Below are 20,219 nucleotides of genomic sequence, written 5' to 3'. Positions count from 1 at the left end.
CACCTCCCTCGGTCAGGCGGCCAGGCTGCGCGCGGGCAGCGGGTCCGCGGGCATGGCGCAGTGGTCGTCGGCGTGCCTGCGCAGCAGCGCCAGGTATTCGGTACGGGGCACCGCGACCGCGCCGATGAGCTTCGCGTGGTCGCCGTCGTGCTGGACGTCGACCGCCACGCCGCCGCTCTCCGCGACGCGCCGCACCAGGCACGCGACCGCGACCTTCGCGGCGCCGCTGCGCAGCGCGAACTGGGAGTCGGCGCTGAACACGCCACCGACCCGTACGCCGAACGTGCCGCCGACCAGCTCGTCGCCCTCCCACACCTCGACGCTGTGGGCGTGCCCCGCCACGTGCAGCTCGCGCAGCGCCGACACGAGCCGGTCGGTCAGCCACCGGGGCTCGCGGCCCACGCGGCAGTGCTGGACCACCCGGTCGAAGCAGACGTCGAGCGTCGTCGTCCACTCGACCTTGTTGCGCAGCTGCCGCCGCAGGCTGCGCTGGATGCGGGCCTGGTCGACGTGGATCACCGGGCGCGGGTCGGGCGAGCACCAGGCGACGGCGTACGGGTCCGCGCTCCCGGCGAGCACCGCGATCCGGCCGGCGGCGACGTCCGCCTCGTAGGTGAACTCGCTGACGATCTTCCGCTCCTCGGTGTCGGCCGGGAACGGGAACAGCCCGTGCCGGTAGGCGCCGAGGAGCGTCGTCGCGGACAGGTCGTCGCCGAACGCGACCGGGCCCTCGGTGGGGGCGTGGGTGAGGTCGAGCGTCTCCCAGCCCATCACGCGGCCCGCAGGAACTCGGTGCGGGTGAGGTAGCCGATGTAGCGGTCGAGCATCTCCGCGTCCACCGTCGGGATCTCGATGCCGCTGCCGCGCAACGCGTGCTCCACGTTGGTGCGGGAGAAGACGGGGAACGTCGTCTCCAGGTACATCTCCGCGACGCTCATCTGGCCCGTCGCGCAGCGGTCGATGAACAGCGGCGCGAAGGGGGTCATCGGATGGTCGGGCTGTTCGACCGCGACCCGCACCATCTCGTCGAGCCACTCGGCCCAGGTCACCTCGCGGATGTCGTGCCCGTGCGCCCGCAGGCGCTCGACCAGCACCGAGATGTTGACCTTCCCGGGGTTGGTGAGGTGGTAGACCTCGCCGTCGGGCCGGGACGCCCGGGCGATGTGCGCGACCGCGGCGGCGAACACGTCGACCGGCGTGTAGTCCAGCGGCAGCTCCGCGACGGGGGCGGTGCCGGTGTCCACCACGAACTTCTTCATCGCGCACATCTCCGTGGCGATGTTCCACGCGCCGTTGACCCGGTCGCCGGAGATGTCGGCGGCCCGGTAGATCGCCACCGGCAGCCCCTGCTCCGCCGCCCGGTGCAGCAGCGCCTCGGCCACCCACTTGCTCTCCACGTAGCCGACGGAGAGGTGGTCGGCGTACGCCAGCGGGGTGTCCTCGTCGACGTGCCGGACGCCGGCGGTGCCGAAGCCCGCGACGACGGCCATGGTCGACGTGTAGTGGACCGGGACGTTGCGGTGCCGGGCGGCCATCCGGATGATCTCGCGGGTGCCGTCGACGTTCGCCGGCCGCATGTGCGCGTACGGGTAGATGAAGTTGACGGCCCCGCCGGGGTGGTGGATGACGTCGACCGTGCGCGCCAGCTCGTCGAAGGCCGCCTCGGACAGGCCGAGCCCGGGTGCCGCGAGATCGCCGGGGACGGCGACGATCCGGCCCGCCGCCTGGTGACCGGCGAGGTCCTCGCCGAAGTAGTGCCGCGCGTTGGCCTGGATGCGGGCCAGGCCCTGCTTCGGCCCGTCGGCGCGCACGAGGCAGTGCACCACGGCGTCCGTGCTCGTCAGCAGCTCCCGCAGCAGGTAGATGCCCAGGAAGCCGGTGGCGCCGGTGAGGAACACGTGGCGGGGGTCCTGCCAGCGCGGCTCGTCGGACACGTCGCGCCGGACCTGCACGTCCAGCTCCGTCTCGGCGGCGAAGTCCACCCGCTTGCGGGTGTCGTCGCCAGCGAGCGTGCCTTCCCGGGCCTCGCGCACCGCCCGCGCCAGGCCGCGCGGCGTCGCGTCCTCCAGCAGCAGCCGGATCAGCGGACGTACCTGGGTGATGAGCACGCCGAAGGAGCCACGGATCTTCGCGAGCAGCTCGGCGGCGAGGATCGAGTTGCCGCCCTGCGCGAAGAAGTTGTCGTCCGGCAGCACCCGGGGCACGCCGAGCACCTGCCCCCACAGCCGGGTCACGCCGCGCTCCACGAGGTCGACGGGCGTGTCGTCCGCCGCCTCGGCAGCGACCGTCGCGGTGCCCGGCGCGGGCAGCGCGGCCAGGTCGACCTTGCCGTTGGTCTTCAGCGGCAGCTCGTCGAGTGCGACGAACGCCGTCGGCACCATGTAGTCGGGCAGGTGGCGGCTGACGAACTCGCGCAGCTCCGCGACGTCCAGGGGCCGTGGGCCGGTGTGGTACGCGGCCAGGCGCCGCTGGCCGTCGTGCTCGTACGTGGTGACGGCGACCGTGTCGACGCCCTCGTGCGCCGCCAGCGCCGCCTCGATCTCGCCGGGCTCCACCCGGAATCCACGGATCTTGACCTGCCGGTCGATGCGCCCGATCACCTCGAGGTTGCCCTCGGCGGTCCAGGCGCCCAGGTCACCGGTCCGGTACATCCGCGCGCCGGGCTCGGACGCGAACGGGTCCGCGCGGAAGCGGCCGGCGTCGTCCTCGGTCAGGTAGCCGCGCGCCACACCGCGACCGCCGATGTGGATCTCACCGCGCTCGCCGGGGCCGACCGGCCGGCCGTGCTCGTCAAGGACGTACACGACGGTGCCGGGCAGCGGCCGGCCGACGGGAGCCGCGCCGCGGGCGGGCAGCACGTCGGCGGTCAGGTCCATCAGGCAGGAGGTGATCGTGGTCTCGGTGAGCCCGTAGGCGTTGACCAGCCGTACCCCCGGCATCAGGTCCAGCGCCGTGCGGCAGTCCTCCGCGTTGACCGCCTCGCCACCCACGATCACCAGCCGGACCGGCAGGTCACCGGCCCCCGCGCCGGCCTCGGCGAGGAAGCGGCGCCAGTACGCGGGGGTCAGGTCCATCACGGTGACCCCGTGGTGGCGCAGCCGCTCCGGCAGCTCGCTGGGCGCCCAACTCAGCTCGGGCAGCACCAGCGTCGCCCCGCCCAGCAGCGCGACCGTGATCTGCTCGATGGAGGTGTCGAAGGAGAGCGCGCCGAACTGCAGCACCCGGTCGTCGGGGATGACGCCGTAGCGGCCGGCCAGCTCCCCGCACAGGTAGCTAAGCGAGTCGTGGTTGACCACGACGCCCTTCGGCGTACCCGTGGATCCCGACGTGTAGATGATGTAGGCGGCGTCCCCGCCGCCCTCCGCCACGGCCGGGGCGGTCGCGGCGCCGTCCGCGACGCTCGCGGTGAGCGCCCTGACCGGCAGGTCGGCGAAGCGCGCCAGGTCGCGCCCGTGGGTGACGACGGTGGTGCAGTCGGTCTCCTTCACGAACGCCTCGACCCGGCTGTCCGGCAGCCCCGGATCCACCGGCAGGTAGGCCGCGCCCGCCTTCCAGATGGCGAGCAGGCCGACGATGGCGTCGATGGAGCGTTCCAGGTGGACCATGACCACGGAGTCCGCGCCGACGCCCTCGTCGACGAGGTGGCGGGCCAGGCCGTTCGCCCGGCGCTCCAGGTCCGCGTAGCTGATGTGCGCGTCGCCCTGCACGACCGCGGTCCGGTCGGGCTGCGACGCCGCGCGGACGGCGATGAGTTCGTGGACACGCGGTTGCGTACGGATGTTCATGTTTTCCCTCGGGTGTGAGCACGGTCGTACCCGTGGATTTACCTGCCGCTGACCCAACGAAATTCGATACGGGCGACACTACTGCCTGCCGGCGGTTCCCCCGACTACCAGAATGAGCATGGAACCAGAATTGACACTACTCATCAGGGTAGTCCTTTAGGCGCGGTCCACCCTTCGTCGAATTCAACGTGGAGGACGCCGGAAATCGCTATGTGGCAGTGGTGCCCGGAAGGTCCGGACCGCCCGCTACGCCGCGGAGGAGACCGGCACGTGGCGGACGAGTTCCGCCCGCGAGGAGATGCCCAGCCGGCGGAACAGGCTACGCAGGTGGTAGTTGACCGTGTGCGGCGACAGCCGTACCCGGGTCGCGATCTGCCGGTTGGTCATGCCCTCGGCGACGAGCCGCGCGATGGCCCGCTCGACGCCGCTGAACGACTCCCACGCGCCACCGGTGTCCGGGCGGTGCTCGCGGGCGGCGGGCGTGGAGCGCAGCCCGATCCTGCGCCGCAGGTCGGCGGGGGCCACGGGCTCCGCCGACGGGTCGGCGGCGCGGGACGCACCGGTCACGGCCCGGCGCCGGCGCAGGCGGTCGCGGTCGGCGCGGAGCGCCTGCCGCACGGCGGGCGGCAGGGCGTCGAGCACCGCCCACCACACCAGTTCGTGCCGGAAGGCGAGGTCGTCGCCCACCCAGTCGAGCAGACCGGCGTCGAGCAGCGCATCCAGGTCCGGCAGCAGCTGGGCGGTGTTCCGCCGGGTCATCGCCGTCAGCTCCGCGAGCTGGCAGGACCGACCGAGCACGGCGGCCACCCGCAGCAGCTGCCACGCTCCGGTCGGCGCGCCGCGCAACGTGGCACGGACCAGCTCCTGGACCCGCTTCGGCGTCCGCGCCCGGCCGGGCCCGTCGGTGACGCCCTCGACGCGGATCCCCTCGCGCAGCGCGGCCAGCAGCAGCGGGTCCCCCGCCGCGGCGGCGACGAGCAGGCGCATGGCAGGATCCGCCACGACACCGGGCGGATCGGCGACGAGCCGACCCACGGTGTCCCCGGCCAGCGGGCGGCCCGCCTCGGCGAGCGCCCCGCCCCTCTGCGACAACTGCTCGTCCTCGTATGCCACGACGCAATCGTGCACGTGAATGTCTGCCGGTCTCAACATTGCCTTACCACCAGGTACGCCGAGCAATTACCCGCACGTGGGGGAAGCGACACCGCAGCGGCTTGCCGGCGGGTGACCCGGGATTGCTTCGATCAATGTAATGACGTCGCGAGAGAGGCGGGCAGTTGTGGAACCCGTTGTGGTCCAGGATTTCGTACCGGCGATCGACCTGTCGGGCCGCACCACCGCCGAGGGGCGCGCGGCCATCGCGGCAGCCATCGGCAAGGCGTGCGAGGGTTCGGGGTTCTTCACCGTCGTGGGGCACGGCGTGCCCCGGGAACTGGTGAACCGCATGTACACCACCACGAAGACCTTCTTCACCCGACCGGAGGAGGAGAAGGACCGGAGCGCGAACCGCGGCTCCGGGGTGTCGGGCCTGCGCCGCCCGGGCGGCCCGTACGAGGCGTTCGCCGCGCACGTGACGGGCGACCTGAGCGACGAGGAGCGCGCGCGGCTCGGCACGCACCCGGCCACCTGGAAGGCGGCGAACATCTGGCCGGACGACGACTTCAAGGCGGTCTGGTACGAGTACATCGCCGCCATGACCGAGCTGTCGGCGGACATCATGCGGCTGTTCGCGCTCGCCCTCGGGCTGCCGGAGGACTTCTTCGACAGCAAGTTCGACGAGCACGTGTCCCTGATCATCGCCAACTACTACTACCCGACGCCCGACGACGGCGTGCTGCGGCGGGAGATGCACACCGACTGGGGCAGCCTGACGGTGCTCTACGTGGAGGACGAGCTGGGCGGGCTCCAGGTGCGGCGCGGCGACGACGACTGGCTGGACGTGCCCGCCATCCCCGGCAGCTTCGTGGTCAACATCGGCGACCTGATGGCGTTCTGGACCGGCGGCCGCTGGGCGTCGACCGTGCACCGGGTGGTCAACCCGGAGGGGACGGACGCGCCGTCGCGCGTCTCCATCCCCTTCTTCTACCTGCCCAACCACGACACCACCATCGAGCCCATGCGCCCACTGGCCCAGGAGAGCGCCGAGGCCGGGCTCGACCGGGTGACCGTCGGCGAGTGGTTCTCGCACAAGATGCAGTCGACGTACCAGGCTTCCGCGTAGCCGACCCCGCGGCGCCCGCCGGACCGCCCCGCAGACGCGGTCCGCCGGGCGCCGCGCGGTGGGCGGGCCGCCGGGCGCTCCGGGCGCGCGGCGCATCGGCGACGGGCGCTCCGCCGGGCGGCGGTCCGGTGTCAGAGGGAACGCACCGCACCCGGCACGGTGAACTCGATGGTCTCGCGGGCGACCTCGCGCTCCACCACCGTCACCGGCCCGCGCGCCCGCAGCGCCTCGACCACGCCCTCGACCAGGCGCGGCGGGGCGGACGCGCCCGCGGTGACCCCGACCGTGGTGACACCCGCCAGCCACTCCGGCAGGATCTCCGCCGCGTCCTCGATGAGGTGGGCCGGTCGACCGGCGCGGCGGGCCAGCTCGACGAGCCGTTGCGTGTTCGCCGAGTTGGTCGAGCCGACCACGAGCACGAGGTCGGACTCCTCGGCGACCGCACGCAACGCCGCCTGCCGGTTGGTCGAGGCGTAGCAGATGTCGGCCGAGGACGGCCCGCGCAGCGCGGGGAACCGCTGGCGCAGCACGTCGAGCACCTCGGCGGTCTCGTCCACGGCGAGCGTGGTCTGGGTCAGGTACGACACCCGGTCCGGGTCGGGCACCTGGACCGTGTGCGCGTCCTCCAGCGACTGCACGAGCAGCATCCGCTCCGGCGCCTCACCCAGGGTGCCCTCGGTCTCCTCGTGCCCCGCGTGCCCCACGAGCAGGACGGTGTCCCCACGGTCGGCGTACCGGCGCGCCTCCGTGTGCACCTTCGCCACCAGCGGACACGTCGCGTCGAACACCTCCAGGCCGAGCCGGTCGGCCTCGGCGCGCACCACGGGCGACACCCCGTGCGCCGAGAACACCACAGTCGCGCCGGCGGGTACCTCGGCGAGTTCCTCGACGAACACGGCGCCGCGCGACTCCAGGTCGGCGACGACGTGCGCGTTGTGGACGATCTGTTTGCGGACGTACACCGGGCTGCCCCGGCTGGCGAGCGCACGCTCGACGATCTCGATCGCACGCTCGACACCGGCGCAGAACGCACGCGGTGCCGCGAGCAGTACCGTTACGGACTCGGCTACGGACATCGCGCACTCCTTCCCACGCATCTCCGCAGTATCGAGCCGTGTCCTCGCAATCCGGTGGGGTTCCGATGGAGCACCAGCAACGACGCCCCGCGCCGGGACGCCCGCTATCCGTGCACCTGGTAGGCGGCGAGGACCGTCTCGGAGATGAGGCGGGGGGCGTCCGCCCGGTCCACCTTCCCGCTGGCCACGTCGGCGGCGGCGCCCTTCATGATGTGGTGCAGCACGCTGGTCAGCCAGCTGGCCGGCAGGTCGACCCGGAACACCCCCTCGTCCTGACCCCGGCGGATCAACTGGTCGACGCGTCGCGCCGGCTCGGCGTGCAGCTCGTGCACGCGTTCGGGCGGCAGCGACGCCTGCGCCGCCTCCAGCACGGCGCTCGACTGGGCGATCAGCAGCCAGCTCGACCGGATCAGCACACGCAGGGCGTCCCGCGGGTCGCCGGTCAGGTCGAGGCCTGCCAGGAGTTCCTCCCCCTCGGCCAGCACCCGGGTCAGCGCGGCCTCGACCAGGGCGTCCCGGGACGGGAAGTGACCGTAGAGGGTCACCCGGCCCACCCGCGCCGCCTGCGCGATGTCGCTGACGCTGGCGTCGGGGTCGCGACTCAGGCAGCTCACCGCCGCCTCCAGGATCCTCTCCACGTTCTGCTGGGCGTCGGCCCGGCGGGTCGGCTTGGCGAGTGGGCGAGTCATGGAACTTCCCCTAAGTCGAACAGACGTGCATGAGTTAACGTGTCTCCGTAACTTGAACACTACCGTTCAACTTGGCGGAGGAGCCTGGCAGCCATGGCGGAACCTGTGACCGCAACCGAAACTCCCACACCCGCGAGTCCGCATCCGCAGCGCTGGCGGATCCTGGGCCTCGTCGGCATCGCCCAACTGATGCTGATCCTGGACGTCACCGTCGTCGCGATCGCCCTGCCGCACATGGGGTCGGACCTGGGGATGGATCGGGAAGCCCTCACGTGGGTGGTGAGTGGATACACCCTCACCTTCGGCGGCCTGCTGCTGCTCGGCGGGCGCGCCGCGGACCTGTTCGGCGCCCGGCGCCTCGTCCTCGCCGGGCTCCTGCTGTTCAGCGCCGCGTCCCTGACGGCGGGGCTGGCGACCAGCGGCCCCATGCTGCTGGGCGGTCGCGTCGGGCAGGGCCTCGCGGCGGCGCTCCTCTCCCCCGCCGCCCTGTCCCTGGTCGTCACGATCTTCGACGGCGACGAGCGCAACAAGGCGCTCGGCATCTGGTCGGCGCTCGGTGGCGGCGGCGCCGCCCTGGGCGTCCTCCTCGGCGGCCTGCTGACCGCCGGGCCGGGCTGGCCCTGGGTGTTCTTCATCAACGTGCCGGTCGGGATCATCCTGCTCCTGGCCCTCCGGATGCAGCTCCCGCCCCAGGCGCCCACCGGCGCGACGGCCAAGCTCGACGTGCCCGGCGCGGTGCTGGTGACGGCCGCCACCGGATCGCTGATCTACGCGCTGATCCGCGCCGGCGACGTCGGCTGGGCCAACCCGACGATCCTGGCGCTGCTGCTGGCCGCCGTGCTCCTCTACGCCGCGTTCGTCGTCCGGCAGCGCCGCGCCGCGAGCCCGCTGATGGACGTACGGCTGCTGCTTCGCCGGCCGGTGGCGACCGGGGCGCTGCTGATCCTCGTCGCGACCGCGCTGATGATCACCGTCTTCTTCCTGGGCACGTTCTACCTCCAGAACCACCAGGGCTACGGCGCCCTGCGCACCGGGCTGCTCTTCCTGCCCGTGGCGATCACGACCATGCTCGGCGCGAACGCCGCCGGCCGCGTCATCGGCCGGATCGGGGCGCGCACCCTCGGCGTCCTCGGCCTGCTCGTCGCGGCGGCCGGCATGGCGGTCCCCGCCTTCGTCGACGGGACCCTGGCCCTCGTCGTCGGGGTGGCCGTCGCCGCCTCCGGCACGGGCGTCCTCTTCGTCGTGGCGTCCGCCGTCGCGCTCGGCCAGGTCGCGCCGCACGAGGCCGGCCTGGCGTCCGGCATCGTCAGCACCTTCCACGAGTTCGGCGCCTCGCTCGGCGCCGCCGTCGTGTCGAGCATGGCCGCGGCGAGCATCGCGGGCACCAGCACCGAAGGCTTCTCCCGCGGCTTCACCACCGGCGCCGTCATCGCCGTCGCCGCCGCCGTCCTGGCCTTCGTCATCACCCCCCGGCCGGCCCACTGAGCCCCGACCCGGTGGCCGGTGGGGGCCCGCCCACCGACCACCGGGTCGGACATCCTCCACCACGCCCCCGACAGGCGGGCGCGGGAACGGCCGGTGGGGGCCCGCCCACCGGCCGCCGGGTCGGACACCGGCACGCCCCGGGGACGCGCGGGCGCCGGCCCCACCGTCACGTCGACGGGCCGGCGCTCACCGGCGCACCCGCGGCGCGATAAAGGCGCCGAGGCTGTCGCCGTGGCACTGCTCCACGCTGGTGGTGCTGACCCGCAGCGACACCTGGGTCGAGTCGCTGCCGTCCACCTTGACCGGGCGGGTCCTCCCGAGGCCGACCGTGGTGGTGAAGACCTCCTTGCGGTCGGAGAGCACGGTGAACCGCAGCGGCATGCCCTTCGGGGACTCGTCGGCGATGCCCACGGCCGCCTCGAGGACCCGGAACTGCCGGCTCACCACGAACGTGACCATGTAGTTGTCGTTCAACCAACACGGAGACGCGGTCAGCACCGCCTCGTGCCGCTTGCCGGCGACGGTCAACGGCTCCTGCTCCCAGCCCTCGAAGTCGTCCACCTCGCGCATCTCCGTCAGCGGAACCACGTCGGCCGAAGGCGACGGCGACGCGGTGACCGTGGGCGACTCGGCTGTCGGGGCGGGGTCGGTGGGCGCCGCCGGCGGGGTCGGCGAGGGCTGCCCGCTGGACGGAGCACCCTGGACCGGCGGCGCGGCACCGCCGCCGCCGGTGTCGCGGGTCAGCTCCAGCGCGACGGGAATGGCCGCCGCGACCACCGTGGCCACGGCCGCGATGACCGCGCCGGCGATCGCGGGATGGGACGAGCGACGCCGTCTCGGGACAGACACGCTTCGATTATGGCAACTCCGCGCACGCGCGCCGGGCCGCCGCCGGTCAGTGCCCGAGCCGGTCGAGGATCCTGGCCGCCACGTCGAGGGTGTTCCCCTCGGGCGCGGCGGAACAGCCGCCGATCGTCCCCCGCCAGCGCTCCTCGTGCGCGACGACGCGGGCGCGCAGGACGTCGACGTCCGGTGCCTGCCCCGTCGTCGCCGCCCGGGCCAGCCAGGTCGCCCACAGCTCCCACCGGGGCAGGTAGTAGTCCCGGACGAGCCCGGCCCAGTGCCGCCCGGAGTAGTCGTGCAGCCCGCTGGTCTGGTGGCCCCACACGGAGACCAGGCTGCGGGCGTCGCGCTCCATGACGTCGGCCTCGGCGGGCGAGCCGCCCCACGCGCGGGCGTCGTCGATCCACCGGCCGACGCGCGATTCGGACCGCGTGCCGGCGAGCTCGTCGAGGTCGAGCAGATCCGCCCGGAACCGGGCGAAGTGGTCCAGGACCCCGTCCCCGTCCCGCTCGGCGAAGGCTGCCAGCATCCCGCGGATGTGGACCCGCGAGCCCTGCGCCAGCACGTGACCGACCAGCTCGACCAGGTCCCGCTCGACCTGCTCCCGGACCCCCGCCTCCGGCGCCCGCCCGAGCAGCAGCCGGGCGGCCGAGGCGATCCGCGGCAGGGCGCCGAGGACCATGGGGTCGTTCTCGGCGTCGATGTTCGCCGACTGCCGCTGCGGCTCCGCGTCCTGCGGGACGAACTCGCCGGCCAGCCGCTGGGCGGCGAACGGCGCGTCGGCCGACCACGGCCGGGCGATGACGGGGGACGGGATGGACCGCGTACGCCCCGGCCCGTAGAGCGTGTCGGCCAGGAGCCGCCAGGCCCGGGCGAAGTCCTCGTGCCCGGACGCGTAGCGCTGCCGTGCGAACGACCGCAGCCAGTCGTCCAGTCGGGGCACGCCCCAGGTCAGGTCGGTGGCCAGCTCGTAGAAGACGCTGTTGTTCTCGACCGCCTCCGGTGCCAGCCCGACGCCCGCCAGCCGGGCGGGCCGCGTACGCCGCAGCTCGTCGACGTCGCGACGCAGCCCGTCCAGGTCGCCGAAGAGCGCGAAGCGGCCCCCGAAGTTGTGGATGGCGCACCACACCCAGCGCCGCCCGAACATGCCGTCGCGGCGCCACATGGGGGCGTGCTCACCCCACAGGTCCAGCAGGAGGAGCCGCTCGTCGGGCACGTCGGCCAGGAACGCGCGCACGCGTTCGGGCCGCCAGAAGTCGCGCTGGTAGTGGAACGGCCAGCCCTGGAGCACCCAGGTCGCCTCCGGGTCGCCGTCCGCCATCGCCCGGTAGACGGCCCGGCCGACCGATGCCAGGTAGTCGGGTTCCCCGGACGGCGGCACCGACTCGATGAACGGGTCGACGGCGTAATGGTGGTCGGTGCCGAACAGCTCCCGCTGGATGCCCAGGAACTCCGCCGTCAACGACGCGAACCGCTCGCTGTCGGGGCCGAGGATCGGGGTACGCCAGCCCTGCCACTCGATCTCGCCGGCCGACGGGTCGGCCAGTTCCGGCGGCACGTGGCCCCCGAACATGGGCAGGACCGGCGTCATGCCCAGCGAGCGCTGCCGGTCGAGGATCCGCTGCGCCAGCTCGACGTGGCGGCTGATCCAGCGCGCCGGCAGCGGCCCGCCGAACGAGTTCGTGTTGCCCATGAACGTCCACGGGAAGTGCGCCGCGCTGCCGATCCACGCGTCGATCCGGGCCTGGTCGAGCCCGGCCCGCCGGAACATCTCCGCCAGCACCGCCTCGTGGCCGACCTGCATGAGCGGGTGGGTGACGCCGTGCAGCGCCATCCAGTCGATCTCCCGCTCCCAGCGGTCCCAGTCCCAGAACGCCGCCGAGTAGCCGTAGGTCACGGCGTTGAGGTGATAGCGGACCGCGAACGGGCTGGTCAACCGCGTCGGGGGCGCGTCCGGCCAGGGCGTCGGCCGGGGCGCGAGCCGGGGCTGTTCCCAGGTCACCTGACGGCCGGCGTACGCCTTCAGGTACTGCCCGAACGCGGCGGCCGCGGCCACCGGATCCGACCCGCGCAGCGTCAGGACGCCGTCGCGGCACTCGTATCCGGCGACGGCCGCGTCGTCGCCGGCGGGGATCCGCTCCACCCGCACGTCGTCGGCCGTGCCGGCGACGCGGGCCACGAGGGCACGCACCTCGTCCACCGTCACAGCTCCTCGACGGTGCGGTTCAGCCGCGACCGCTCGGCGGCGAAGGCGACGAGGTGGCTCTCCACGCTCTCCTCCAGGGAGCTGGGGGCCGCCTCGACGTCCTCGCCGGACAGCCAGCGCCGGACCCGCCCGGTGAAGTCGAGCATCAGCCCGGCGTCGCCGCCGCCGTGTCCGGAGAACGCCTCGATGACCTCGTCGACGACCCCCTGGCTGCCGGTGCCGACCTGGAACGTCTCGTCGGTCCGCCGTCCCTCCACGGTGGGCGGCGTGTCGGTGAAGGTCGCCAGGCTGATCCGGCCCGAACGCATGTCCGCGGTGATCTGTCCGTGGCTGCCCATCAGCGTGAGCGTGCGGGTGTTCCACGCGGTGAACGCCGAGACCACCAGCGACGCCGTGACGCCGTTGCCGAAGCGCAGCGCCGCCGTCTGGTGGTCGACGACGTCGTTGTCCATCCGGTAGACGCACCGGCCGTAGTCGGTCAGCCGCAGGGCCCGCCGCCGGCCGGCCACGCTCGTGTCGTTCGTGACGACCGTGACGGGTGGCCCGTCGACGTCGGCGAGCTGGTCGACGTAGAGGCGCTCGGCGTTGTACGGGCAGGTGTCGGCGACGGCGCAGCCGTCGACGCAGCGCTCGGTCGAGCCCTTCGGCGCGTGCTCGGCCCGGAAGTGGCGGCGTTCGCCGAACGAGGCCACCGTCGTGCAGGGCGACCCGACCAGCCACCGGAGGATGTCGATGTCGTGGCACGCCTTCGCCAGCAGCATCGGGCTGGACTGGTCGGTCCGGTGCCAGTTGCCGCGCACGTAGCTGTGCGCGAAGTGCCAGTACGCCACGTTCTCGATGTGCGAGATGCCCTGCAACTCGCCGATCCGGCCCTCGTCGAGCAGGCGGCGCAGGGTCTGGAAGAACGGGGTGTAGCGCAGCACGTGGGCGACGGTGACCGTGCCGGCGCTGCCGCGGGCCGCGACGGTCAGCCGGTGCAGTTCCTCGGCGGTCGGCGCGATGGGCTTCTCGAGCAGGACGTGGTGTCCCAGTTCGAGGGCCCGGAGGGTGGGATCGACGTGGTCCCGGTCCGGGGTGGCGACGATGACCGCGTCCCACGGTCCCCGTGTCGAGAGCGCCTGCTGCCAGCCGGTGAAGCGTCGGTCCGCCGGGACGGCGTGGGCGTCGCCCAGTCCGTCGCGGCGCTCCGCGTCGGGCTCGGCGACCGCGACGACCCGGGCCGCCTCGGGGTGCTCCAGGCACCATTGGGCGTACGCGTGCGCGCCGCGCCCTCCCGCGCCGAGCACGAGCAGTCGTACCGGTCCCGATCCCGGGGACACAGGGCCTGCCACGTCGATCATCCTTTCGGTGTTCACTTGTCCGCCCCGGAGGTCAGTCCGGTGACGATGTAGCGCTGGGCGAGGAAGAAGATGACGATGACCGGTACGGTCACCGCGATGGAGCCGGCCAGGAGCACGGTCACGGGCACCTGGAAGTCGGTGAGCTGGGCGAGACCGAGCGGAGCCGTCCACCGGGACCGGTCCTGGACCAGGAACAACAGCGCGTAGAAGTACTCGTTCCACGCGATCATGAAGACGTAGATGGCGGTCGCCACCACGCCGGGCAGCGCGATCGGCAGTACGACCTTGCGCAGCATCGTCGGCAGCGAGCACCCGTCGAGCAGGGCCGCCTCCTCGACGCTCTCCGGCAGGGCGAGGAAGTAGTTGCGCATCATGTAGAGCGCGACCGGGACGGTGGCGGCGACGTAGATGACGAGCAACCCGACAAGCGACCTGGTCAGCCCCAGCCGGCTCAGGATGACGAACTTCGGCACCGCGAGCACGATGCCCGGGAAGAGGTAGACGGCGAGGATGATGCCGCTGGTGAAGCGCCGGCCCCGGTAGCGCAGGCGGGCCACGGCGTACGCGCCGAAGATGCACGCGACGATCGACACCGCGACGGTGGCCAGGGCGACCAGCAGGGAGTTGACCACGAACCGGCCGAGCCCGAAGCCGCCCGCCGACTCGTCCTTCATCGCCGTGACGTAGCTGGACAGGTCGATCTCGGAGAGACCGGGGACGACGTCGAGGGGCTCCATCAGCACCGCGGAGTGGGGGCGCAGCGAGAGCAGCACCCCGTAGAGCACGGGTCCCACGGCGCAGACGAGCGCGACGGTGATGAGCGTCCACCGCAGGACGTTCACCGGGCGCGAGGGCCGCATCGCCGAACTCACAACGTCTCCTTCCGCCGGGAGAGCAGGACGTAGCCGGCCAGCAGCACGCAGAGGATCAGCGACATCAGCAGTCCGTACGCCGCCGCGCTGCCGATGTCGGACCGGGTCACCAGCTCGGTGTAGACCTTGATCGCCATGACCTGGGTGCCGCCGGCGCCCTCGGTCAGCAGGTAGACGTCGTTGAAGTTCTGGAACGACCAGATGAAGCGCAGCAGCATCAGCAGCAGGACCACCCCCCGCAACTGGGGAAGGATGATGTGGCGCAGGTTCTGCCAGCGGGAGGCCCCGTCCAGTGCCGCGGCCTCCTCGATCCCGCCCGGCACGTTCTGCAGCCGCGCGGTGACGAAGAGGAAGGCGAGCGGGAACGACTTCCAGATCTCGAAGGCGACGACGACGAGCAGCGACACCGGTACGGGCAGACCCGCCACGTCGGTCGAGGTGGTGCTGAGGAAGCCGATGGGGCTCTGCCAGCCGAGGTACTCCATGCCGATCGCGTTGACGATGCCGTACTGGGGGTTGAGCATCGTGCGCCAGATCATCGCCGCCGCGATGACCGGCAGCACGTACGGGATCAGCAGCAGCGCGCGGACGAGCCCGCGCCCCCGGAAGGGGCGGCGCAGGGCGAGGGCGAGGGCCATGCCGACGCCGATGGACCCGAGCGTGGTCAGGGTCGCGTAGGCGACGGTGGTCCAGAGCGCGCCCCAGAACGCGTCCGACCGCCAGGCGTCGGCGATGTTCTCGAAGGTCCACTCGATGGTGGACGGTGACAGCCGGGGAATGTCGATCAGCCGTGTGTCGGAGAACCCGAAGATGACGACCAGGACGAACGGGAGCAGGACGACCAGCGCGAGCAGCAGCAGGGTCGGACCGGTGAGGAGCTGGCCGTTGAGGTTCTCCCGCTGGGAGCGGCTGAGCCGCTCCCAGCGGGAGGACCGCACTGTCGGCGTGCTCACAGTTCGGCCTGGACCTTCTTGACCTCTTCGGCCATCGCCTTCGTGATGTCGGCCGGCGACTGCCCGCCGTAGAGCCGCTCGAGGAACTGCGCGAGCACGTTCTCGGCGGTGACCGCGCCGGCCAGCGGGGAGTCCTTCGTGCCCATGCCCCACAGGCTCACGGCGTTGACGCCCTCGCGGATCTGGGTGACCATCTCCGGGCCGTACAGCTCGGCGACGGAGCTCTTGGCCTCCGGGCCGACGCCCAGCTTGCTCCACGCGTCGAGGTACGCGTTCGGCTCGGCCTTGGTGCCGTTGCGCAGCGGGATCCGACCCTCGGTCGCCGAGGCGAGCGTGTCCGAGTAGCCGTCCTCCAGCATGAACTTGATGAACTCCTTCGCCCCGGTGGTGTTGGCGCCCTCCGGGATGCCGTAGCCGAGGGTCGCGCCGTACTGCGCCGGGTGGTTCCGGTCGAGCACGGTGATGAATCCGGAGTTCTTCGACAGGAACGCCGGGTCGGCCTTGCACTGCGGGCAGGTCGGCGGGTTCGCCGAGTCGAGGCCGGCCAGCTCGTCGAGGATGTGGGTCGAGAAGAGCAGCATCGAGGACTTGCCGGCGAGGTAGGCCGCCCGCGCGCTGGTCACGTCGAAGTCACCCTGCGCGCTGGAGTCGCGCAGGACCTTGAACTGCTCGGCCGCCTTGGTGCACTCCGGCGAGTCGATGGTGACCTTGCCGTCCTGCACGAGCTGGCAGCCCGCGCTCTGGAACATCGAGTAGATGGCCTCGGTCCCCGAGGCGGTGCCGGACTGGGTGCCCAGGGCGATTCCGGACACCCCGGTCGCCTTCATCGTGGTGGCGGCCTTCGCCACCTCCTCGAGGTTGGTCGGCACCGCGACGTTCGCCGCCTGGAGGAGGTCCTTGCGGTACACCAGCAGGTGCACCCAGCCGTCGCTCGGCACGGCGCCGACCTTGTCGTCCAGGCTGAACGCCTTCAGGGCGTTCGCGTTGAACGTCTCGGCGCCGAGGTCCTTGACGACCTCCTCAGCGGCACCGGTGTTCAGCAGCCCCTGGGAACGCCAGGCGGCCGTGGTCGTGGAGCTGTGCAGCATCACGTCGGGCACGTCCCCGGAGGCGGCGCCCGTCGCCAGGGCCTGCTTCTGGTCGGCCTCGCTGAGCGGCACGACCTTCACGGCGATGCCGGTCTTCTCGGTGAACCGAGCCGCGACCTTCTCCTGCGCCGCGACCCGCTGCGGGGTCGTCTGCGGCGTCCAGAAGGTGATCTCCTTGGCCTTTTCCGCCTCCGACTCGGACCCGCCGCAGGCGGCGAGCATGGTGAGCGCGGTCGCGGCGGCGAGAGCCGCCGCCCACCGGCGCTTCGTCAGGTGGACCATGTGCTGTCTCTCCTCGATCTGCTTGGTGACGACGGTCAGGACCGCTCGACGGCCCCGCGCATGACGTGCCCCTGCGAGTTCGCCGGCGGGCGCACGCCGAGCAGGGCGCTGATGGTGGCGGCCACGTCGACCAGGCCGACGTTGCGCAGCGGGACGCCGCGGCGGATCCCGGCGCCGGAGAGCACCATCGGGACCTGCGCCTCCGGCAGGGCGCCGTGCGAGGCGCGGGGGGCGCCGTCGGCGAGCGTGGAGAGGTGGTACGGCTCGACCGGCTCCACCACGAGGTCGCCGAGCTTGTCGCTGGCCTTCAACCGGCGCAGGTCCTGCTGGTCGCGGACGGCCGCGATGCCCGGAATGCCCCGGATGATCCCGGCGATGCGGCGGGCGTTCTCCGGGGTGTCCGCCCGGCCCCGCAGGGTGATGTCGGCGGTACGCGGGGCGGGCACGACGACGATCTCGCTGGCCGGATCCGGTACGCCGCCCGAGCTGGCGACGACCTGGACCTTGAGGCCGGTCGCGGAGAGCCGGTCGAGCACCTCGGGCAGCAGCGGGACGGTCCACTCCCGGGCGCCGTGGTCGGCCGTGACGACGAACGCCGTCCGGTCCAGGACGCCGGCCTCGCGGGCGGCCTCGCGGACCCGCCCGATCTGGGCGTCCACGCGGGCCAGGGCGGCGGGCAGGTCGGGGTCGGAGAACCCGCCGTCGTGCAGTACGCCGTCGACGTCGTCGCAGTAGACGGTGATCAGGTCCGGGATCGCGGCCGGGTCGACCATGGTGCCGCCGGAGTTGACCGGTTCGCCGCGCAGCAGCGCGATCGCCTGGTCGGCGCGGGTCTCGCAGTCGCCGCCCGGCTGGGTGTACAGCGCGGCGGGGTCGCCGTACGTGGCGCCGTAGTTCTGCACCGCGTACCACTGGAGGTAGGCCGCGGTCCGGTCCTGCCGCTTCAGCGAGTGGGCGATCGTCTCCACGCCGGGCTCGATGTGGCGCTCCTGGGAGACACCGCGGTCGGTCTCCTGGTTGTAGTAGTAGCCGGTGTTGCGGTGCACGGCCGGGTACGCGCCGGTCGCGGTGGTCGTCCGCGACGAGTTGGAGTACGACGAGTACGACCCGTCGGCCACGCCGAAGGCGCCCTCCCCGATGAGCGCCCGAATGTTCGGCAGCTCGGCCAGTCCGGCGTAGCGCCCCGTGAGGAAGCGCGGGTCGAACCCGTCGAAGTCGAACATGATCACGTGCTGCGCGGGCCGCGCGCCGTCCGCCGTCGCCGCCGGTGACGACACCGCCGGGGTCGCCGGCAGTACGGCCGCCGCGAGCAGCACGACCGCGCCGGCCGCCCCGGCCCTGACCGCGCTGGAACGCCTGATCGGATGCGCCACCCTCTGCCTCCTCGAACCGTCGGACCCGTGGGCGAGAGTCTGCCGGAGACACGAGGGAGATTGTCAAGATGCCCGTGTGAGATGCAAGATACGCGCATGCAAAACCTCTCGGCTGACGGGAATGGTCGATCCTTGGACGAACTCGACCGGCAGATCGTCGGTGCCCTGCTCGCTCATCCGCGGGCCACCCACGCGCAGATCGGCGAGGCGGTCTTCACCTCGGAGGCCACCGTCTCCCGCCGGGTCCCGCGACTCCTGCGCAGCGGTGCGGTGCGGATCATCGGGGTCATGGACGGCGAGGCGACCCGCCGGGCGCGATCGCTGTTCGTGCGGCTGCGCTGCCGTCCGGACGCCGCCGGCCGCTCCGCCGAACACCTGGCCCGGTGGCAGGAGTGCGGCTCCGTCAAGCTGCTCACGGGCAGCGTCGACTGCGTGGCCGAGGTCTCCTACACCTCCAACGAGCACCTGCTCCAGCTCATGTTCGAGCAACTGCCCGGCCTGGACGGTGTCCTGGCGATATGGAGCAACCAGGTCATCCGGAGGTTCTGCACGCCACACAACTGGAGCCCGAGCCTGCTGCCGGCCGACGTCGTCGACGAGCTACGGGCGCAGCGGACGGACCACTGGAACGAACAGACACCCGTCGAGACGCCGTCCCGGCTCAGCCGACTCGATGAGCTGATCATCGCCAGCCTCGCCACGGACGGTCGCCAGGGCTGGCAGCAGCTCGCCGAGCGGTGCGGCGCGAGCCCCGCCACCGTACGGCGGCGGGCCGAGGCGATGATGGCGGCGGGATTCCTGCGCATGCGGACCGTCGTCGAGCCCAGCCTCGTCGGGCTCGCGGTGAACGCCTTCGTCACCCTCAGCGTCAACCCCACGCAGCTCGGGCAGGCCGGCGAACTGCTCGCCGCACACCCCGCCGTACTCATGATCTCCGCGACGACCGGGGACCGGAACCTGTGCGGCGAGATCGCGCTGGAGAGCGACGCCGCGCTCTACGAGTTCCTGTCCGGCACCATCGGCCAACTCCCCGGCCTCCAGCACGCGGACGTGGCCGTCGCCCTGCGTTCCGTCAAGCGGGCGGGAATGATCCTGCCGCCCGCGCCTCCCGCAGGCGAGACGAACCGTCGCGGTGTGGCCGCCCCACCCAGATGACGGACCTGCTCGACCGCAGCGGAGAGTCACAGCTCACCGGGGTCGGTCCGGGCGGATCGGCGAGGTCGCCGGTGGCCCGCCCGCAGGGCAGGTCGCCGGTGGCCCGCCCGCAGGGCAGCGGGAACGCCTCGCGTGGGCTACGGGACGATCGGGAGCGCGTCGACGTCGCCTCCGGTCTGGGGCAGCCCGGCGGCCGCGGCGACGATCTGGACGGCGTCCTCCAGCGTGGTGGCCTCCGGGAGGACGAGTTCGTCGGGCCAGCCGAGGACGTCGTGGGCGGCGTACCAGCCGCTCATCTGCGCGGCGGTGAACTCGCCGGCCTGCGGGCGCGTCAGGTGCCGGCGCAGGGTCTCGGGCAGGGACACGTCGAGGTAGACGAACAGCGACCGCCCCCGGTGGCCGTCCCGCAGCGCCGTCAGGACGGCCCGGTGGCGGCCGGTGTGCAGGATGCCCTCCAGCACGACGTGGTAGCCGTGGTCGAGCGCGAACCGTACGGTCTGTTCGATCAACGCCGGGGCCACGCCGCCGGGCTTGTCGCGCTCGCGCAACACGATGCGGCGCAGGTAGTCCTGTTCGACCAGCGCACAGCCCCGGCCGTGCCGACGCCGCAACTCCCGGGCGATGCTGCTCTTGCCCGAGCCGGAGTTGCCCCGGACGCAGACGAGGATCGTCTCCGCGCTGCCGGTCGGGACGGCGTCGGCGTCGGCGTCCATGGTGCCCCCTCGCGGTCAGTCGGTGCGTACGGTCAGGCCCCGGGCGGCGACGACGCATAGAGCCATTGGCGATCTTGACAGTCTCGGCCTCGTTGGGACACCCTCTGGGCCAGATCGCGCCCGAAGGTCCGTGGCTCA

The 20,219-nt window shown here is 72.5% G+C and carries 16 protein-coding genes; 3 read left to right on the top strand and 13 right to left on the bottom strand.

Annotated elements, in window-relative coordinates; genetic code table 11:
* Positions 1 to 12 precede the first annotated feature (12 nt).
* From F6X68_RS07200 to F6X68_RS07190, 3 genes are all read right to left on the bottom strand, one after another.
* On the bottom strand, positions 13 to 771 hold the full coding sequence (locus tag F6X68_RS07200; RefSeq protein ID WP_151453510.1) for a leucyl/phenylalanyl-tRNA--protein transferase: 759 nt from the start codon (positions 769 to 771) through the stop codon (positions 13 to 15).
* A complete protein-coding gene (locus F6X68_RS07195; protein WP_151453509.1) occupies positions 771 to 3,785 on the bottom strand; it encodes a non-ribosomal peptide synthetase in 3,015 nt (1,004 codons plus the stop codon). The genes F6X68_RS07200 and F6X68_RS07195 overlap by 1 nt, the downstream gene beginning before the upstream one ends.
* A gap of 246 nt (positions 3,786 to 4,031) precedes the next feature.
* A complete protein-coding gene (locus F6X68_RS07190) occupies positions 4,032 to 4,898 on the bottom strand; it encodes a helix-turn-helix transcriptional regulator (protein ID WP_225852039.1) in 867 nt (288 codons plus the stop codon).
* 166 nt (positions 4,899 to 5,064) lie between these two features.
* Between F6X68_RS07190 and F6X68_RS07185 the strand changes: the two genes are divergently transcribed.
* On the top strand, positions 5,065 to 6,006 hold the full coding sequence (locus F6X68_RS07185) for an isopenicillin N synthase family oxygenase (protein ID WP_225852038.1): 942 nt from the start codon (positions 5,065 to 5,067) through the stop codon (positions 6,004 to 6,006).
* A 131-nt stretch (positions 6,007 to 6,137) separates the two neighbouring features.
* On the opposite strand, the gene ispH is transcribed toward F6X68_RS07185, so the two are convergent.
* Positions 6,138 to 7,082, bottom strand: coding sequence for a 4-hydroxy-3-methylbut-2-enyl diphosphate reductase (ispH, locus tag F6X68_RS07180; RefSeq protein ID WP_225852037.1), 945 nt, complete (start codon positions 7,080 to 7,082; stop codon positions 6,138 to 6,140).
* Positions 7,083 to 7,186: 104 nt separating this feature from the next.
* On the bottom strand, positions 7,187 to 7,771 hold the full coding sequence (locus F6X68_RS07175; protein ID WP_151453505.1) for a TetR/AcrR family transcriptional regulator: 585 nt from the start codon (positions 7,769 to 7,771) through the stop codon (positions 7,187 to 7,189).
* Between the two features lie 105 nt (positions 7,772 to 7,876).
* Here F6X68_RS07175 and F6X68_RS07170 point away from each other — a divergent pair, with 105 nt between their 5' ends.
* Positions 7,877 to 9,256 (top strand): MFS transporter, encoded by a 1,380-nt coding sequence (locus F6X68_RS07170; RefSeq protein WP_225852036.1) that lies wholly within the window; start codon positions 7,877 to 7,879, stop codon positions 9,254 to 9,256.
* Between the two features lie 186 nt (positions 9,257 to 9,442).
* On the opposite strand, the gene F6X68_RS07165 is transcribed toward F6X68_RS07170, so the two are convergent.
* The 7 genes from F6X68_RS07165 to F6X68_RS07135 are packed head-to-tail and all read right to left on the bottom strand — an operon-like array spanning position 9,443 to position 18,213.
* Positions 9,443 to 10,105 (bottom strand): NPCBM/NEW2 domain-containing protein, encoded by a 663-nt coding sequence (locus F6X68_RS07165; RefSeq protein ID WP_151453503.1) that lies wholly within the window; start codon positions 10,103 to 10,105, stop codon positions 9,443 to 9,445.
* Positions 10,106 to 10,151: 46 nt separating this feature from the next.
* Positions 10,152 to 12,299 (bottom strand): alpha-N-acetylglucosaminidase, encoded by a 2,148-nt coding sequence (locus tag F6X68_RS07160; protein ID WP_192581309.1) that lies wholly within the window; start codon positions 12,297 to 12,299, stop codon positions 10,152 to 10,154.
* 2 nt (positions 12,300 to 12,301) lie between these two features.
* Positions 12,302 to 13,636, bottom strand: coding sequence for a Gfo/Idh/MocA family protein (locus tag F6X68_RS07155; protein ID WP_225852035.1), 1,335 nt, complete (start codon positions 13,634 to 13,636; stop codon positions 12,302 to 12,304).
* 20 nt (positions 13,637 to 13,656) lie between these two features.
* The gene (locus tag F6X68_RS07150; protein ID WP_225852034.1) at positions 13,657 to 14,517 is read right to left on the bottom strand and encodes a carbohydrate ABC transporter permease; all 861 of its coding nucleotides are present in this window, start codon (positions 14,515 to 14,517) and stop codon (positions 13,657 to 13,659) included.
* Positions 14,514 to 15,470 carry a carbohydrate ABC transporter permease gene (locus F6X68_RS07145; RefSeq protein WP_151453500.1) on the bottom strand — a complete coding sequence of 319 codons (957 nt, stop codon included), beginning with the start codon at positions 15,468 to 15,470 and terminating at the stop codon, positions 14,514 to 14,516. The genes F6X68_RS07150 and F6X68_RS07145 overlap by 4 nt, the downstream gene beginning before the upstream one ends.
* Entirely contained in the window at positions 15,467 to 16,840 is a 1,374-nt protein-coding gene (locus F6X68_RS07140; protein WP_151453499.1) for an ABC transporter substrate-binding protein, read from the bottom strand. The genes F6X68_RS07145 and F6X68_RS07140 overlap by 4 nt, the downstream gene beginning before the upstream one ends.
* A 35-nt stretch (positions 16,841 to 16,875) precedes the next feature.
* The gene (locus F6X68_RS07135) at positions 16,876 to 18,213 is read right to left on the bottom strand and encodes an alkaline phosphatase family protein (RefSeq protein ID WP_151453498.1); all 1,338 of its coding nucleotides are present in this window, start codon (positions 18,211 to 18,213) and stop codon (positions 16,876 to 16,878) included.
* A gap of 132 nt (positions 18,214 to 18,345) precedes the next feature.
* On the opposite strand from F6X68_RS07135, the gene F6X68_RS07130 reads away from it, so the two are divergent.
* The gene (locus tag F6X68_RS07130) at positions 18,346 to 19,368 is read left to right on the top strand and encodes an Lrp/AsnC family transcriptional regulator (protein WP_192581308.1); all 1,023 of its coding nucleotides are present in this window, start codon (positions 18,346 to 18,348) and stop codon (positions 19,366 to 19,368) included.
* Between the two features lie 137 nt (positions 19,369 to 19,505).
* Here the strand turns inward: F6X68_RS07130 and F6X68_RS07125 are convergent, their stop codons facing one another.
* Positions 19,506 to 20,081, bottom strand: a complete 576-nt coding sequence (locus F6X68_RS07125) for a kinase (RefSeq protein ID WP_151453496.1) — start codon at positions 20,079 to 20,081, stop codon at positions 19,506 to 19,508.
* Positions 20,082 to 20,219 lie beyond the last annotated feature (138 nt).

The organism is Micromonospora sp. AMSO12t (assembly GCF_008806585.1).
GTDB lineage: Bacteria > Actinomycetota > Actinomycetes > Mycobacteriales > Micromonosporaceae > Micromonospora > Micromonospora reichwaldensis.
This window is presented reverse-complemented; position numbering and strand designations above follow the sequence as displayed.

What these genes read in the sequence shown, in the direction of transcription:
- F6X68_RS07175 (WP_151453505.1), bottom strand. Translation starts at nt 7,771, where the DNA reads ATGACTCGCCCACTCGCCAAGCCGACCCGCCGGGCCGACGCCCAGCAG.
- F6X68_RS07200 (WP_151453510.1), bottom strand. Translation starts at nt 771, where the DNA reads ATGGGCTGGGAGACGCTCGACCTCACCCACGCCCCCACCGAGGGCCCG.
- F6X68_RS07125 (WP_151453496.1), bottom strand. Translation starts at nt 20,081, where the DNA reads ATGGACGCCGACGCCGACGCCGTCCCGACCGGCAGCGCGGAGACGATC.
- F6X68_RS07140 (WP_151453499.1), bottom strand. Translation starts at nt 16,840, where the DNA reads ATGGTCCACCTGACGAAGCGCCGGTGGGCGGCGGCTCTCGCCGCCGCG.
- ispH (WP_225852037.1), bottom strand. Translation starts at nt 7,082, where the DNA reads ATGTCCGTAGCCGAGTCCGTAACGGTACTGCTCGCGGCACCGCGTGCG.
- F6X68_RS07195 (WP_151453509.1), bottom strand. Translation starts at nt 3,785, where the DNA reads ATGAACATCCGTACGCAACCGCGTGTCCACGAACTCATCGCCGTCCGC.